This is a genomic window from Vibrio aestuarianus (assembly GCF_012395185.1).
GTDB classification, from domain to species: domain Bacteria; phylum Pseudomonadota; class Gammaproteobacteria; order Enterobacterales; family Vibrionaceae; genus Vibrio; species Vibrio aestuarianus.
This window is the reverse complement of record NZ_JAAZTU010000021.1, coordinates 33,041-49,071: the sequence shown is the minus strand read 5'-3', so window position 1 is coordinate 49,071 and position 16,031 is coordinate 33,041. Positions and strand designations below refer to the sequence as shown.

The following is a 16,031-nucleotide window of genomic DNA, read 5'->3' as shown; positions in this document are numbered from 1 at the left end:
CTTCTCCCCCTCCTAATTTAAGCTAATCCAATTATAGCTTACCTCTTTGAGTTGTTTTGACCGCTAATTGTTACGAAGTTCTACAAGAGCGGGGGCAATATTGTATACCGTCAGTATTACATTACTAAAAACAGAGGGTCCATTCCATCTACTAACCCTCAAGGATCTCTGCGTTGGCTTTGTACCGTAATTTGAATTTATTGATAATTTTGCTCTTGGTGGATTTTGGTTGTTGGCCTTACTTAAGAGATGACATTTTTTCTAAACCATAAGGTAAGTTGGAAAAAACGCCCGGATTACGTTCGATAGTCGGTGCTTGGTTAACGCTTTGCCAATCAAGCAACATGATTGCTAACACATTACGGTGTTCGCCATAAGCGAGCTCGAAATCTCCTGTCGTCGATGGGATCATGCCTTGTTGTTTATCAATTGAGGCTTGAACTGCCAATCGAGTTTTCTCTACAACAGGGTCGGTTTCTAAACCTGCAAGCAGAAAAGAAATGCCTACTTCGGCGATGACATCTTCTTTTGCTCGCGCCAAAATGGTATCAATATTGTTGCGGAAATAATCGTAGATCCACTGATGTTGTTTTTCACTAACTGGATGTTGGTAATATTCAGAATCAGCGAAAATAATGTGTGTCATACCATACAGCTTATTGCCATATTGTTGACTAGATAGCTTTCTGTCGGCTGAATCTGGGTAGGTTTTTCTAAAGCTGTCAATAAACGGCTGCACTACATCTTGCTCACCTAGTTGGCGTAACCAATAGACTTGGTTAGCCAATTGTGCCGCCCACGCCTTGATCATTGCTTCATTGGTTGCGTATTTAGTGAAATCGTATCGACGAATCACTTGGTCATCTTTATGCTTAAGGCCATATTCATTAGCTCTAGCCATTGAACCAAGCAAATCAACACCTAGATAAAGGTACTCAGGTGTATTTTTAGTTGCCATATAGCGTAATTTGCTACGCTCATCGGTCTCATCAACATAGCCACTTAAACGCTTTTCTGAATAGAGAAAAATTTGTTCTGGAGTGTGAACCTCTTCTGCAAATCTGTTGAGTCGACTCGCTACGCGAGCAAGGTCACTCCACACTGCTGCAGAGTATTTGGCATCCAACGTCTGTCGGTACATTCTTAAGCCATAATGACCTTCCTTAAATGCAGGCAAAGTGTAAAGCTGGCTTTCATAGGTTTGGCGGATGCGCTCTGCTGATTGTTCAAAGCCTTCATGGGTCAGTGCCTGTTGTGCAAAGCTAAAGGTGGGTAAGCAAAGAGCAGTGACTAAACAATATAATGAAGTTAATTTCTTAAGTGACATAATCAAAACTTGGCAAATTATCAATTGAATATAGCTTACTATTATGGGTCACTATCATTGTGAGGAATGGGTCAGGTGAGGGTAAATTAACCGATTTTGACTGTTTTATTTCACTGATATCGGCGGTTTTGTTGCGTTAGCTTTCTGATTTTTGATGTGATTAATAAATTAAATTATTTAATTATCATTGTCTTATAAAGTTAGAATTGAAATTAGTCGATGTATTTACCATCCAAATACGTTATTCTTCATTAAAAGCACTATCCTAAAGAGACTAGTGAAATCATAAACAGATGTAGTCATTACTACAGACTATCAGGGGGAGTGCATGAGGTCTGTCTCAGGCAAGCAATGGTCTGTCAATTTGCTTCTTATCGCTTTCATCCTTTTTTGCGGTGGGTTGATTGAAGCTGTCAATTTTAATCAGCGCAATTATATTCGTGACAATTTGCAAGTCAGAGCGAAAGAAGAGTTATCGATTATTCGATCACAATTGGAAGCCTCGATTCTTTCTGATATTTATGTAGCCAGCGGTGTTTCCAGTTTGATAGCCGTAAATAGTCAATACCAATTCAATGACTGGGAAAAAATAGCCACTAGTATTCTTCATAGAGGTAAACATATTCGTATTGTTGGCTTGGCTCCCAATGACATCATTCAGTTTATCTATCCATTTAAAGGTAATCAAAAAGCGATAGGTTTGGATTATCGAACGATCCCAAGTCAGTGGTCTTCAATCGTTAAGGCTAAAGAAATAAAAGATATTTTTATTGCTGGCCCATTTGACCTTGTGCAGGGGGGAAGGGGCTTAATCGCTCGAATTCCAATTTTTACAGACCCTCCTCTTAATGAAAAGTATTGGGGGGTCTGTAGCCTAGTGATTAATTTAGATTCTTTATTAGTTTCATCGGGTGTAGAGAGTTTTACCCATCGATTCAATCTAGCGATACGCGGCGTCGACAGTAGTGGTGCACAAGGTCAGCTTTTTTTAGGTAAGCAAGAGGTTTTCGATAATGCCTTCGCAAAGCAAAATGTGCATTTCCCTTACGGTGGTTGGGAAATGGCCGTTTCAGAAAAAAGCGATATTTTGCATCAGGTTCCTTGGTACCAAGTCAACGTTGTGCGGTTAGTTGGCTATTCTATTCTCGTTGTGTTAGTTGCCGGATTTATTGCGATCTATCGTTTGTATACGATTGCGAATGAACGAGCATTTCATGATGAGTTAACCAAACTTCCAAACCGTCGCTATTTTATGTACACCTTAGAAAGCTATTTTGATCAGGCTGTGAAACTAGGGGCATCAGCGAATTTTGTGATACTCAACATTGATATCGATATGTTTAAGTCTATTAATGACACCTATGGACATGCTGCGGGAGATAAAGTGCTTGTAGCTTGTGCAGAGCGAACTAAAGGTGTATTACGTGCTTCTGACGTGGTTGCTCGCATCGGGGGAGATGAGTTTCTAGTTTTATTGCCTCGATTATCGAGTATCACTGATATAGAGGCGATCAACGCTAAAATTAAAAAAGCCTTGTGTAATATGCCAGTGATTTATGAGCAGCATCTAATTAATGTTCAGGTGAGCATCGGTTACTCTGCTTTTGATTCAAAATTTAAAGATATTGACGCTATGCTTAAAGTGGCCGATGACAAAATGTATGAAGAGAAGCGCCGCTAGTTAATTTAGTCATCAGATCGATGAGTGTGGTATTTGATAAATAGTCTGAAATTGTTTTTGCAAAATGGAATTGATTTGCAAAATGCGAATTAATTATGCGACGGGTTGTAATGAAACTGGCTGTAAAATGAGCAAATATAGGCGATTTAGGCTGTGAAAAAGTTGGCACGTATCCTGCTTTATTAGATATGACCCTTCTAAGCCGAGGGTCACCTAGCCAACTGACGTTGTTAGTGAACCTTATTTTGTTCACATTTATTAATAGCCAATCACGCTTATTGTGATTGGCTTTTTTTATGCCATTTGCTCAGCATTTTTATTCGCCACACTTATCGTAACAACTTGGCTTTCTTGGACAAACAGCGCCACGAGAGCAGATCAAACGCGCTTGATTTTCTATCCCACGTTCAATCCAATTAATGTTTAGGATTTTCGCGATGGTGGTGAGATCTTTTTTGATATGCCTTGGTATTGCGGTACTCCCTCCTCCACGTACACAAGATGCTTTAAGTTCTTCTGCAATGGAAAGTGCGTCTCCACCTTGCGCATTAATCGCAGGGTTTAAATCAATCCCTGCGCATAACACTCGATTATTTCCAGCAGGGTCAACCATATTGACCGACTCGCAGCAGTAGATTCTAGGCTCATCCCCCACATTTAAAATCGAGATTTGTGCTGAGCTACCCTTTTGAGGTTCTGAGAGGCGTCGAAATACTGCCCAGTGCTGACAAGGATCATTAACCTTTCGCATATTTCCCCATGGTAGTGGAATACCATTCCCACGGTATACCGCTTTTAGTTTTCCTTCTCCATAGGCATCAAAATAGTGCCAATGCGGGTAAGGGGATACAACGGTCATACGGCGCATGGCAACGGATGGAGATACTCCCGCCTTCAGGTGTACACCAATTTCATAGCCACAGCGGTCAAGCAATTGTCGATAAGGTACTTTAGGGCACAATAATGCCCCTGCGAAAAAGCTTGATTCGAAATCTCGCCATGCTTGAAGAATATCTTGTGAATTGAGCTCACAGGTTGCTTTAGCATCGGGAGCTTCTTCCCAGCTATTTGTGTGACCAACCGTTAAAACGCTTTTTAGCCCTTCTTTGCTGTGTAGAATATTGTGACCAATATAGACAGCTAAGTCGTATTTTAGGCGCGTAGGGTATTCTCTGAGTATCTCATTTAGGTAAATCGTACTTGGTGGTTCAAAAAAAGAGGTGATGAGTTGTTTAGCGCTCACGCCTAACTCATCGACCACATCTTGAGGTGTTCTGGTGACCCAACGGATCGATAAACCAAGGCTTTTAGCAATATCAATCAGGTCTTCAACCGCTAAATTTAATCGTTTCAGTCCTACCTCTTCAGCGGCTCGCTCTAGATCTGGAAAATGATTTTGAAGGCTTTCTTGGTGAGCACGGATCAGCAAGTGGGCAAACTGTCGTCCTGTAATCCCAGTTTGCGATAGCATCTCTGGAATAGCGATTTGCAAAATATCATTCGAAAATAAAAAACTAGGCTCAAGCGCCATACCGCTGATACCACCTCGGTTACCTTTGTCGGGGGTAATATCCGTTTGTTCTGGTTCATCATCGAGAAACCAAGCCGGATCTTTTTGGAAAACCTGAGCAATAACTTCCAGCATATCAATACTCGGAACACGTTTCCCCCGTTCAATCATAGATAGATAAGAAACCGACGGTGCATATTCAGGGTTGATACGAATACAGCGTGCAGAAAGGTCTTCCATTGTTAAGTGATTACGTTTTCTCAGGTTTCGTACTTTGGTACCTAAGAAGTGAGATTGACGAACTAAACTTTTTGACAAGGCCATTTTGTAAAATTCACACTGTAAAATTTTTGTTGTGAAATTGTAGTAAAAAATTGGTTAATCTACCAAGTAAGCAAGGTCACAAATTTGCCGTAAAGTTAAACGCAAGTTTGGAATAATTGCTCTAGGACACAAAATAATGAGTTATCCAAGAGGGAAAGACGATGAATATGCTGACATTCGATAAAACAGAAATCCAAAAACAAAACAAACCCTTTATCGCTGAAGCTGTCTTCGCCGTCGAGACGATCAGTGCTAATCAACAAAACGAAAAACAGATACAAGCAAAACAGCTACTGGATAGGCTTTTCCCGCTTGAAATGGGTTCTCATCAAGATGTGACTAGCTACGTGATAGACTACCGTCATGTACTGGCTTACTTCAAAGATGGGCGACATAGTGGATTAAAGCACCCCAAGCATTTCGTGGCATTCAACGGTGAAAAAGAGTCACCTTGCTCGATACTATTTCGTGATGGCAGCGGAAGTCATGTTGAGGTGATGTTTGGTTGCACTAAAGGTACGGGATGTGTCGAGTTGATCGTCATTGATGATATTCAGTTAGAAACATGCACAACATTCACTCAGTTTGCTGAGGATGTGCCAAGTGCAGCAATGCGTCATTGGATAAGTTTAGTGAAAGGTGATGAACAGGGTAAACCCAAAGCGTGCAGTGAGGATAAAGAGTACAGGGCTAAAAATGGCGAGGATTACTGCTTAAATTACAGTTTTAATATCGCCTAATGAGTTGAACCGTGAAATGAAATATGGGGCTAAAGGCCCCATGTCTTTTATAAGATGTAATATATTAAAGAGGCATCACACGATTACGCCCTAGTTGTTTGGCTTCATAAAGCAAGCTATCGGCTCTTTCTATTAAAGTCTCTGATGTGTCACCAAGTTGCCACTCTGCAACACCAAATGATGCGGTAATATTTCCGACCAGTTTTCCTGAACGTCGATCTTTGACACTCAATTTTTCGAGAGAGCGACGCAGTGACTCTGCAAATTGTCTTGCGATACGCAATGTTTTATTTGGCACAATCAATACAAATTCTTCACCACCAAAGCGGTAGGCTGTTATGCCATCTCGGCTGGTGGATTGTAGTCTTTTAGCAATCCCTTTAATGACAGTATCGCCAAATAAATGCCCGTAGTTGTCATTGAATGACTTAAAGTGGTCAATATCGAGTAAAATCAAACTGATCGGTTGCTGCGCGCTGATGAGAACATTTAGATCATCGTTGAATGAGCGGCGATTATATAAGCCAGACAACCCATCAAATAAAGCCCCTTTTTGTACTTCAGCTAGTTGTTCTTTCAGGCGTTGAATTTCCTGGCTAGCATTGTTTAATTGACCATTTAAAAATCGTGTTGAGTGACGGATATCACGAGATTCTGTCACCAACTGACGCACTAATGTCATCACTTCTTCTATCGATAACTTATCATCTTCAACTCGCTCTAACTCACTAAAGCTTTTGTCTATCACTTTTGCAAATTCACTAGTATCAGTCAGTGTATCAGTCATGGAACTTGCAACTTCATTGACCAATACCTCAATGTTATTGCGCAATTGATTTAAGTTAGTTTCAGAACGGCTAGCCACGTAATTGTTATAGAGCTGCGAGCTTGTCGCTGGAGGGCACAGACCAAAGTTCTCAAGCACAGTATCCAGCTCTTGGTTGAGCTGAGGAATGACATTATCTACATAGGTATACCAAAGGGCATAATTAGAAGGCGTTGCCGCAACATGATTTTTCATCATTAACGGAACTGCTTTTTTTAAATTAGCCGTAGATCTTTTAAAGTCGTCGTTGGTCATTATCGTAAATTTAGTTGCTAGTCACAGAATTCATATTGCTAAGATTAGCGGATATCACAATGATATGCGCTAAAAAAATGCATCTTATGGATCTGTTTGAATTTTTTTAACAATAATTATTGAAAGCTAGTTGATTTTGATCAAATTGATAGCCAGCCAGATGATCTGGATTCAACTATATTATTAATAATTAAAACCATAAGGAGTTGGCTTAATGTCGATGGTAGAAGTAAGTAAAGAAACACCACCTTCAGGCTGGTGGAAGATATTTTCTTCAGTCAGTGTGCGTTTGAAAACAATTGCTGTGATCACCACCTGCTTTTTTGTCCTTCTCACCTATGAAGGTATCAAGGGTATGCAGATGGCCGCTGATTCCATAGAGGATTTATATAGCGAGGGTATGCAGCATACGATTCGTGCTGGAAAGGTATTGGATGAATTAGGATCGGCACGAAGTCAACTATTACTAGCCTTTCAGCATGAACCCGGCTCTCAGTTTGTCGATATGCATGACCATGTTATCGATCAGCATATCGAAAATATTGAACGTTCTGTCCAAGCACTACATCATATCATTGATAATGAAATTTTATCCTCTCCCCTTAGTGATATGGAAAAAGCGCAGGTCAATCGTCTCGCTGATAAGCTAGATGAAATTACTCAAAATGGATTTAATACGGCGTTGCAGTATCTGAAAGAGAATAAGTATACGCAAGCCAATCTCACATTACTTAAAACAATCAATCCACTATTTAAACAAGTCACCCAAGAAGCGGAAGGGTTTTTATCGATACAAATCGAAGAGGGAGCAAGCAACTTTCAGCAGGCAAACCACAACATTAAGCAATACATGTGGATGGCGACCATCCTTGTGTCGATTGCGGTGTTGACAACCATTGGCTTATCAGTGCTGATCGTGAGACGTATTTCTTTGGCATCGCAGCAGTTGGGAAAATCCTCGGATCTAATCTCGAAAGGAGATTTAACACAGCGAATTCAGTTAACAGGTCAAGATGAGTTTGCTCATATCGCGCAGTACGTCAACCGTATTGTAGCCAGTTTTCAACATGTCGTTCAGACGAATAAAGACTCAACAACACAATTGGCTTTAGCAGCTGAAGAAAGCTCGGCCGTTGCAGTTCAAACTAAGCAAAATGTGATTGATCAACAAACTCAAACTCAGCTTGTCGCGACCGCAATTCATGAATTTACTGCCACAGTCAACGAGGTTGCGCAAAGTGCAAGTAATGCCGCCAATGCTTCTGAGCAAGCTGATAGAGCTGCAGAGCAAGGGCAAAGCATTGTGCAAGAGACGATCGTGATGATCTCTAACCTATCTCAAGAAATGCAAGAGTCTGTTGTTGGTATGCAAAGGCTAGCGCGTGAAACTGAGGAAATCGGCAGTGTGGTTGATGTAATTCAAGGGATTTCTGAACAGACAAATTTACTCGCACTGAATGCTGCCATTGAAGCAGCTCGTGCAGGAGAGCAAGGGCGGGGGTTTGCTGTTGTGGCAGATGAGGTGAGGACTTTAGCTAGCCGAACTCAGAAATCAACAGAAGAGATTCAACAAACCATTCAAAGGCTACAACAGGGTAGCCGAGAATCAACCTCTCGCTTAGAAAGTGGGGCGGATAGTGCGCGCTTGGCCGTTGATAAAGCTCAGTTGGCGGGAGAATCCTTAACTCAAATTACAGCCGCGGTAGATCAAATTAATGCCATGAATGCACAAATTGCAACGGCTGCTGAGCAACAAAGCTTAGTTACGGAAGACATTAACCAGAATATTACTATTATCAGTGATATCGCAAACCAAACGGCATCAGGTGCTGAACAAAGTAGCCAAGCGACGTTAGAATTAGCGCGGTTGGCGGAAACACTGAAAGCGGAAACGGAAGCGTATAAAGTGTGATGAAACAAAACAGAGGTAAGTTATGTTGTTTTCTTACCTCTGTGAATCATTTAATTGATGGCTGTGACAGTGTGTCGAGCTTTAATCAGGTTCACGATTTGTGGCATCAGTGACATTACTATCATACCCGCCATATAGATGTATTGGATTGGTGTGTAGACTTCTCCAAGCAATATTCCACCGCAAATAATGCCCGCAATCGGGTTGGCAATACCGCCAAAGGTGAAATCAACAATACTCATTCTCTGTAACAACCATACGTAAAGGCTATAACCCAAGGCCGTGTTGAGCACGCATACCCAAACTAGCCCCATTAGATGAGTGGTATCGAAATGGATAAATGCATCTTGGTAAGATTGTGGTGAGTGCCATGCCTGGATTGATGCGACCACGGCTAAAGCTAGGCCACCAATGATCAGTTGCCAAGTCAATACGCTCCACCAATCCATTTTACTGCCTAATGTTTGCGTAAAGTGGCTACCAATAATGATACAAAAAATAGCGGCCAACATTGCCCCTAAACCTATAGGGCTTAAAGAGAGAGTTCCTGGGTCAAATAGCAACCAGGCGAGCATGAGCAATACTATGCCACTGAACGCTTGAATCAAACTGGGTTTTTTCTTTTTGACAATCCAATGGAAAACCATGGCAAATACAGGAACAGAGATCATCCCAACACCAGAAATCGCAGAGGGAAGTGACAGAGCCATCACAAAGATCAAACTAAAGAAAGCAGCGATATTAATGAGCCCAATCAAGAGCAATGGCCGCCATTCATTTTTCTTCGGCAAGCTAGGCTTTATTAGAAGCAATAACAGGCCTGCAGGTAAAGCACGAAATACACCAAGCAATAATGGTGGCCAGTCCGGTAACGTGAATTTTGTTACTGCGTAAGTCGTTCCCCAGAAAAAGGCTGGGATCATCGCCAGTAATATATTCATATTTATTATCTTTACGTGAAGTTATTTTGTGTAAAGATAATGGCTATTTGTATTCTTGTAAAGAATCTTTATGTTAAGATAAATGCCTAACGCTGAGTGATGGAGTAGGCTGTACGTGGATGCGATTGATCGAGTAGTAGCTCAATGGGATGAACAAAGACCAGATTTAAACACCCTACCAATGGCGATGATTGGTAGATTATCAAGGCTTTATAAACATTTAGAAATGGCTATTGCAGACGTTCACAAGCGTTACGGATTAAAACTTGGGGAGTTTGATGTGCTTGCAACGCTGCGCCGTGCAGGCAAGCCATTTGAGCTAACACCGTCGGAACTGATTGCTTCGATGATGCTGACTTCCGGTGCAATGACTAATCGATTGGATAAGTTAGAAAATAAAGAGCTCATTACACGTTGTCATAGTATAGCAGACCGTCGTAGTGTGAGTGTCGCGCTGACAGCATCAGGTCTGCAACTCATTGACGAGATAATAGAAGAACACGTTAAAGCTCAACAAAAGTTGGTCAAAAACTTATCATTAGATGAACAGCAAATGATAAACCAAAGCCTTAAAGTATGGCTGGGCCATTTCGAGTAAACGCAAAGGAGAGCTTATGGAACTTACTGATATTGAATCGTTTTTAGAGGCATTACCGCAAGCACAAAGCGGTTATCCGTTTGGTCCTGATGCTTTGGTGTATAAAATTCGCGGTAAAATGTTTGCTTATACTTCGCAATCTTCTAACCAGCCATTTGTGACTTTAAAATGTACTCCTCAAGATGCAGAGGTACTGACCAGTGAATTTTTTTCGATACGTCCTGGTTATCATATGAATAAAAGGCATTGGATCTCCATTACGTTGAATGGAGATGTCGATGGCAACATGTTAGAAGAATTGTGTGAACGTTCTTACCGGTTAGTTGTCAGCCAACTGAAAAAAACCGAGAGAATGGCACTACAGTCCCTTTTTCAACAAGCTAAACCAAGCTAAGCGCCTTGGCTGGTTTGCTCTAATTTTTTTGCGCCACGCAGCATGGCTTCAATTAATTCTGTTGCGTTAAATTTCTCTAATGCTTCGTGCGCGCCCACTTGGTGAGCCCTATCTAGGCATATTTCACTAGAAAGCGAAGTATGTAAAATGCAGTAAGCATGGCTTAGCATGGAATCATTCTGAACTTCAAATGCCAGCTCGTAACCGTCCAAACCAGGCATTTCTATATCACTAACCAAAAGATCGATAGGCTGATGGTTGTGCGCGTCTTTTCTCATTAACTCAATAGCATCTAATCCATTCTTACAAATTTGGTAAGGGATATTGATACTGTCTAATGCATCTGCAAGCTGTTTGCGAGCGATAGATGAATCATCAACCAATAAAATTCGCAGTGCTTTTAAACGCTCACGTTCAATGTCCGTTAGCATTGGAATTTTAGCGGATTCATACTGTGGATAAATTTTCGACAGCAGTAGCTCTACATCAAGGAGTTGGACGATTTGTTCTTTATAACGCGTAATACCAGTAACAAAGACATTCTTACCGGCAGTCGGTGGTGAGGACTCAATAGAACGCCAATCACATTCGATAATTTTTTCAATACTACGCACCATAAAGGCAACAATAGTTCGCAGGCAGTCAGTCACGATGAGGTAGCAACTTTTGTACTCGCTTGGATCTATCGCTCTAAAGCCAATCGCCGCAGCCATATCGATCACAGGGACGGTTAATTCACGAATGGTCACTGTACCGATCACATGGTGATGAGAGTATGGGATTTGTGTCATTGGCATGTAAGGGACGATTTCTCTTACTTTTAGGGTCCCAATCGCAAACAGTTGTTTTTGAGTGTTCAATGTGAACATCAACATACCTTGGGATTGGTTCGCCTTACTAGGTGTTTTAGCCATAACGCTTTACTCTAAATCTTGATCTTATGCTTAATACTAAACGATCTCTTACCGACAGCAATCTGTTAAATACAAATTAACCCGTTAACCGCAGGTTTATTGATCTCTTTCATCCAAAGCTGTGGGTGAACTCTTGAAAAGCATCAGTTACACTATTCAGCAGTTTACATTTACTGAGAAAACATGATGGCAAGAACAGCAGCAGCGCTTCATATTTTGGTGAAGCACAAAGAACAAGCTGAAGATATCATTACGCAACTTAAAAAAGGCGCGAAGTTTCAAACTTTGGCGCGTAAGTATTCCACCTGTCCATCGGGTAAGAAAGGGGGCGATTTAGGCGAGTTTCGCCAAGGACAAATGGTTCCTCAGTTTGATAAAATATGTTTTAGTGGCGAAGTACTTACACCACACCTTGTAAAAACGAAGTTTGGCTGGCACGTTGTTAAAGTGTTATACAGGACATAGGCCGTACCTAGAGATTGTAAGGGACCTTTCGAGTATCATACACATTTCCCCATTAGATGTTGCAGTGGCCTAAGCTGCAACGTATTTCTTCTATCTTCATTTTCCCTTAATCACCCTGTTGGGCAGCTTACTACTAATAAAACTACCACTTCTTCTCACAAATAAGAAATTGAAATAACGCATTGAATTTATTTGAGTTATTGGTCTTTTTTGTCGAGAGAGAAAAGTACGGTTACTTTGATATATTGACTTATATTGGCTTAACGTTAGTTTTACTAAGTCAGCAGTATGGTCTAGGAGTTTAAAATGAGTGATGACAAAAAAATTAACGTTCGATTGCTATCTGATATTTGTATGCAGTCTCGACTGCTTAAAGATTCTCTAGAGTCAAAATTACCGATCAGTATGGATATCTCGCCATTTTGCGATACTTGGATGCAAGAGAGCAATCAAGCATCACAAGACATCCAAATTATCATCATTGATTATTCGCGCGTGGATGCTAATAATTTTGCTGATTATTCTGCTTTTAAACGTTTGTCATGTCCAGATGCTAAAGAGGTGTTGATTAATTGCCCTACCGATATTGAGCCCAAAATATTATTTAAGTGGCAAAACCTAGTCGGGGTTTTTTATTCACACGATGAGCTTGAATCTCTGGTCAAAGGCATGGAAAAAGTTCTTGATGATGAAATGTGGTTTAATCGGAAGTTAGCCCAAGAATATATTCAACACTATCGGGCTGGTAATTCTTCGGTTACTTCCCAAGCCTATGCGAAGTTGACAAAACGCGAGCAGCAAATCGTTAAACTGTTGGGTAGTGGGGCTTCGAATATTCAAATTGCTGATGAACTATTTGTTAGTGAAAATACAGTGAAGACGCACTTGCATAATGTTTTTAAGAAGATCAATGCCAAAAATAGGTTACAAGCGTTGTTGTGGGCTAAAGAAAATATCGGCATCGAAGAGTTTAGTTAATTTTTTAAGACAGACCTGACTAATGTGTTAACAACGTTTTCTGCTACAAAACGCTCTCACTCTAAGTAAACATTTTATCCTATGAAAATAGCCCCATTCAGGGGCTATTTTCGTTTAGCACTTTTATTCGAAAGAGACGCCTTTTTCTTTATGAAGGCGGCGACAAGCTCGACCGTCGCTGTGGAAAAGGTGGCAGCGATGAGCAGGAACGCCGATAGTTAATGTATCTCCTGTTTCAACACTTAACGTATCGGGTTGACGATAAATTACATCAGAATCTGAACCTTTCAAATTCATATACACTTGTGTTTCGTTACCGAGTTTTTCGACAATCATCACTTTGCCTTCGATTTGCGCATCACCATCTTCAGCTTTTAGTAAATGCTCTGGGCGAACCCCTAAAGACATGCGTTCACCACGATTGACAGTTGTGCCATCGACAGGGATCCAGAAAGAAGTACCATTGGATAATTGAACTTTGACACGCTCTGCTTCCGCTTCTTCAATAAATACGCTCATGAAATTCATCTTTGGTGAGCCGATAAAGCCTGCAACAAAACGATTTTCTGGGTAGTGGTAAAGTTCTAGTGGCTTACCAACCTGAGAAACAAACCCAGCATCAAGTACCACAATTTTGTCGGCCATTGTCATAGCTTCTACTTGGTCGTGTGTTACGTAAATCATGGTACAACCCAGTTTACGTTGTAGCTTGGTAATTTCTGAACGCATTTGTACACGAAGTGCGGCGTCTAGGTTAGAAAGCGGTTCATCCAATAGAAATACATTCGGCTGTGATACAAGCGTTCGACCAATCGCTACACGTTGACGCTGACCGCCAGATAGCGCTTTTGGTTGGCGTTCAAGTAAGTGACTAAGTTGTAGAATTTCAGCAGCATGTTCAACACGTTGTTCGATTTCTTTTTTATCAGCTTTGGCAAGCTTAAGACCAAATGACATGTTATCGAAAAGATTAAGGTGCGGATAAAGTGCGTAAGATTGGAATACCATGCCGACGCCTCGTTTCGAAGGCTCCACATCATTCATTCGTTGATCGCCAATGAACAATTCACCAGAGGTAATGTCTTCTAAACCTGCAATACAACGTAATAAGGTTGACTTACCACAGCCCGATGGACCAACAAAGACAACAAATTCACCTTCTTTAATTTCTAAATCAACATTTTTAGAAATCAGTACATCACCGTATGCTTTACATACATTTTTTAACGTGACACCTGCCATGTAGCTTGTCCTCGATCAATATTTTTATAAATCACTGCCTATCATTATATGAATGTTCTCGCAGGCAATAACAGTAGGAATTCGGTAAGGTGGTTAATAATGTAAGAAAAAAGGGTGATGGCCTCAAAATAAGGGAGTTTGAAGCAAACATCACCCATCAATGCCAACTATTGATTTGCTTCCCCCGCACAGTGAGCGCCTCCCCCGTAATGAATCAATACCACGAACGCTCATTTGTGACAGCAAACCAATCCGGCAATGTAAGCCAGTCAAACTAAGTTAACCTAAGCGTTACTGGAAAGGGTTCTTACTATCCACTCTTGGATGACTGTAGTTTCCGTGAAGTTGAACGGGGATACATCCTCCCAATTCAAGTTTTTGTAGGGGGAGTAGAAAAGGATGAGGTGGAGGAGGGGTAAAAAGGCGTAGTTAGATCTAGCTCAAATATTTCGTCGTGCCAAAGTAGAGCCTTGTCACATAAAGGTGCTTTTTTGTGATTTACCTCTCCAACCTTGGGCGATGGTGATCACGAAAATAGTCCATAATACCAAGGGCGTAGGGCGTAGGAGGATGAGTCTAAATAGGTTTTCTCTGATTATATATGACGAAATACGGCGAAACCTCTCGGTGAGCCCTACAACACAAATATAAAAAGGATATGAACATGAAAAACGCCCTAAGCACTGTAGCACTAAGTACGTTAGTTGCTCTTGGTTCGTTTGGTGCCCATGCTGCTATTGAAGAAGGACAGTTGACCATTTGGATTAATGGTGACAAAGGATATAACGGTCTTGCTGAAGTGGGTAAGAAATTTGAAGCCGATACTGGTATTAAAGTGACCGTCGCTCACCCTGATGGACTTCAAGATAAATTCCCACAGACAGCAGCGACTGGTGATGGTCCTGATATTGTGTTCTGGGCTCATGACCGTTTTGGTGGTTATGCAGAATCAGGTCTACTTGCTGAAATCAAACCTTCACAAGAAGTTAAAGATGGCATTGTGGATTTCGCGTGGGATGCGGTGAAATACAACGGTAAAATTATTGGTTACCCAGTGGCGGTTGAATCTCTATCACTTATCTACAACAAAGATTTAGTGCCAAACCCACCGAAGAGCTGGGAAGAAGTTGAAGCGTTGAACGCGAAACTGAAAAAAGACGGCAAGTCTGCGATCATGTGGAACCTAAAAGAACCATACTTCACGTGGCCTCTAATGGCTGCTGATGGTGGTTATGCATTCAAATACACTGTTGATGGCTATGACGTAAAAGACGCTGGTATTGCTAACCAAGGCGTTAAAGACTCAATGAACTTTGTGAAAAGTTTAGTCGAGAAAGGTGTAATTTCTCCAGATATGGATTACTCAGTATCAGAGTCTGCGTTTAACCAAGGCAAAACGGCGATGACTATCAACGGTCCATGGGCGTGGGGTAACATCGAGAAGTCAGGCATCAATTACGGTGTAACTACATTACCTAAATTTAACGGTCAGTCTTCTAAGCCGTTCGTAGGTGTATTGACTGCTGGTATCAGCACTGCTTCTCCAAACAAAGACCTTGCTGTTGAATTCATTGAAAACTACCTACTAACCAATGATGGCCTACGTATGGTTAACAATGATAAGCCACTAGGCGCGGTTGCTCTTAACTCTTTCCAACGTGAACTTGATGCCGATACTCGTATCGCTGCAACAATGGATAACGCAATGAACGGTGAGATCATGCCAAACATTCCACAGATGAACGCTTTCTGGGGAAGTGCTAAAAACGCAATCATTAACATCGTAGATGGTCGTCAAACAGTTGATGCAGCACTTGCTGATGCTGAGAAACAAATGACTAAATAATTTGGTTTTGGTCAAACCCTTTTAAGGAGGGGGTAACCCCTCCTTCATTTTAAGTTTTATATCGTTAGCAGGTTCTTT

General features: G+C 41.2%; 14 protein-coding genes. 8 read left to right on the top strand and 6 right to left on the bottom strand.

Going from position 1 to position 16,031, the window contains the following annotated elements:
- Positions 1 to 238: 238 nt before the first annotated feature.
- Complete coding sequence (locus HGG78_RS11445; RefSeq protein ID WP_172532937.1) at positions 239 to 1,327, bottom strand: DUF3541 domain-containing protein; 1,089 nt, start codon at positions 1,325 to 1,327, stop codon at positions 239 to 241.
- 328 nt (positions 1,328 to 1,655) lie between these two features.
- Between HGG78_RS11445 and HGG78_RS11440 the strand changes: the two genes are divergently transcribed.
- Positions 1,656 to 3,008, top strand: a complete 1,353-nt coding sequence (locus HGG78_RS11440; RefSeq protein ID WP_053311152.1) for a diguanylate cyclase — start codon at positions 1,656 to 1,658, stop codon at positions 3,006 to 3,008.
- A gap of 316 nt (positions 3,009 to 3,324) precedes the next feature.
- Here the strand turns inward: HGG78_RS11440 and HGG78_RS11435 are convergent, their stop codons facing one another.
- Entirely contained in the window at positions 3,325 to 4,842 is a 1,518-nt protein-coding gene (locus HGG78_RS11435) for a DUF3612 domain-containing protein (protein WP_053311151.1), read from the bottom strand.
- Between the two features lie 161 nt (positions 4,843 to 5,003).
- On the opposite strand from HGG78_RS11435, the gene HGG78_RS11430 reads away from it, so the two are divergent.
- On the top strand, positions 5,004 to 5,582 hold the full coding sequence (locus HGG78_RS11430; RefSeq protein WP_172532936.1) for an aldolase/citrate lyase/malate synthase family protein: 579 nt from the start codon (positions 5,004 to 5,006) through the stop codon (positions 5,580 to 5,582).
- 64 nt (positions 5,583 to 5,646) lie between these two features.
- Here HGG78_RS11430 and HGG78_RS11425 read toward each other — a convergent pair whose 3' ends face one another.
- Positions 5,647 to 6,663, bottom strand: coding sequence for a GGDEF domain-containing protein (locus HGG78_RS11425; RefSeq protein ID WP_172532935.1), 1,017 nt, complete (start codon positions 6,661 to 6,663; stop codon positions 5,647 to 5,649).
- A gap of 214 nt (positions 6,664 to 6,877) precedes the next feature.
- Here HGG78_RS11425 and HGG78_RS11420 point away from each other — a divergent pair, with 214 nt between their 5' ends.
- Entirely contained in the window at positions 6,878 to 8,575 is a 1,698-nt protein-coding gene (locus tag HGG78_RS11420; protein WP_338326134.1) for a methyl-accepting chemotaxis protein, read from the top strand.
- A 50-nt stretch (positions 8,576 to 8,625) separates the two neighbouring features.
- Here the strand turns inward: HGG78_RS11420 and HGG78_RS11415 are convergent, their stop codons facing one another.
- Positions 8,626 to 9,516 (bottom strand): DMT family transporter, encoded by an 891-nt coding sequence (locus HGG78_RS11415; RefSeq protein ID WP_172532934.1) that lies wholly within the window; start codon positions 9,514 to 9,516, stop codon positions 8,626 to 8,628.
- 115 nt (positions 9,517 to 9,631) lie between these two features.
- Between HGG78_RS11415 and HGG78_RS11410 the strand changes: the two genes are divergently transcribed.
- Both HGG78_RS11410 and HGG78_RS11405 read left to right on the top strand, forming a co-directional pair.
- Positions 9,632 to 10,114: a MarR family transcriptional regulator gene (locus HGG78_RS11410; RefSeq protein ID WP_172532933.1), complete on the top strand. Its 483-nt coding sequence runs from the start codon at positions 9,632 to 9,634 to the stop codon at positions 10,112 to 10,114.
- Positions 10,115 to 10,130: 16 nt separating this feature from the next.
- A complete protein-coding gene (locus HGG78_RS11405) occupies positions 10,131 to 10,508 on the top strand; it encodes an MmcQ/YjbR family DNA-binding protein (RefSeq protein WP_172532932.1) in 378 nt (125 codons plus the stop codon).
- On the opposite strand, the gene HGG78_RS11400 is transcribed toward HGG78_RS11405, so the two are convergent.
- Positions 10,505 to 11,422, bottom strand: coding sequence for a chemotaxis protein (locus tag HGG78_RS11400; RefSeq protein WP_053311145.1), 918 nt, complete (start codon positions 11,420 to 11,422; stop codon positions 10,505 to 10,507). The genes HGG78_RS11405 and HGG78_RS11400 overlap by 4 nt on opposite strands.
- A gap of 186 nt (positions 11,423 to 11,608) precedes the next feature.
- On the opposite strand from HGG78_RS11400, the gene ppiC reads away from it, so the two are divergent.
- A complete protein-coding gene (ppiC, locus tag HGG78_RS11395) occupies positions 11,609 to 11,887 on the top strand; it encodes a peptidylprolyl isomerase PpiC (RefSeq protein ID WP_053311184.1) in 279 nt (92 codons plus the stop codon).
- A gap of 306 nt (positions 11,888 to 12,193) precedes the next feature.
- Positions 12,194 to 12,865, top strand: a complete 672-nt coding sequence (locus HGG78_RS11390; protein WP_172532931.1) for a LuxR C-terminal-related transcriptional regulator — start codon at positions 12,194 to 12,196, stop codon at positions 12,863 to 12,865.
- 123 nt (positions 12,866 to 12,988) lie between these two features.
- Here the strand turns inward: HGG78_RS11390 and malK are convergent, their stop codons facing one another.
- On the bottom strand, positions 12,989 to 14,107 hold the full coding sequence (gene malK / locus HGG78_RS11385) for a maltose/maltodextrin ABC transporter ATP-binding protein MalK (protein ID WP_053311143.1): 1,119 nt from the start codon (positions 14,105 to 14,107) through the stop codon (positions 12,989 to 12,991).
- 664 nt (positions 14,108 to 14,771) lie between these two features.
- On the opposite strand from malK, the gene malE reads away from it, so the two are divergent.
- Positions 14,772 to 15,953: a maltose/maltodextrin ABC transporter substrate-binding protein MalE gene (malE, locus tag HGG78_RS11380; RefSeq protein WP_053311142.1), complete on the top strand. Its 1,182-nt coding sequence runs from the start codon at positions 14,772 to 14,774 to the stop codon at positions 15,951 to 15,953.
- The last annotated feature ends 78 nt before the right edge of the window (positions 15,954 to 16,031 follow it).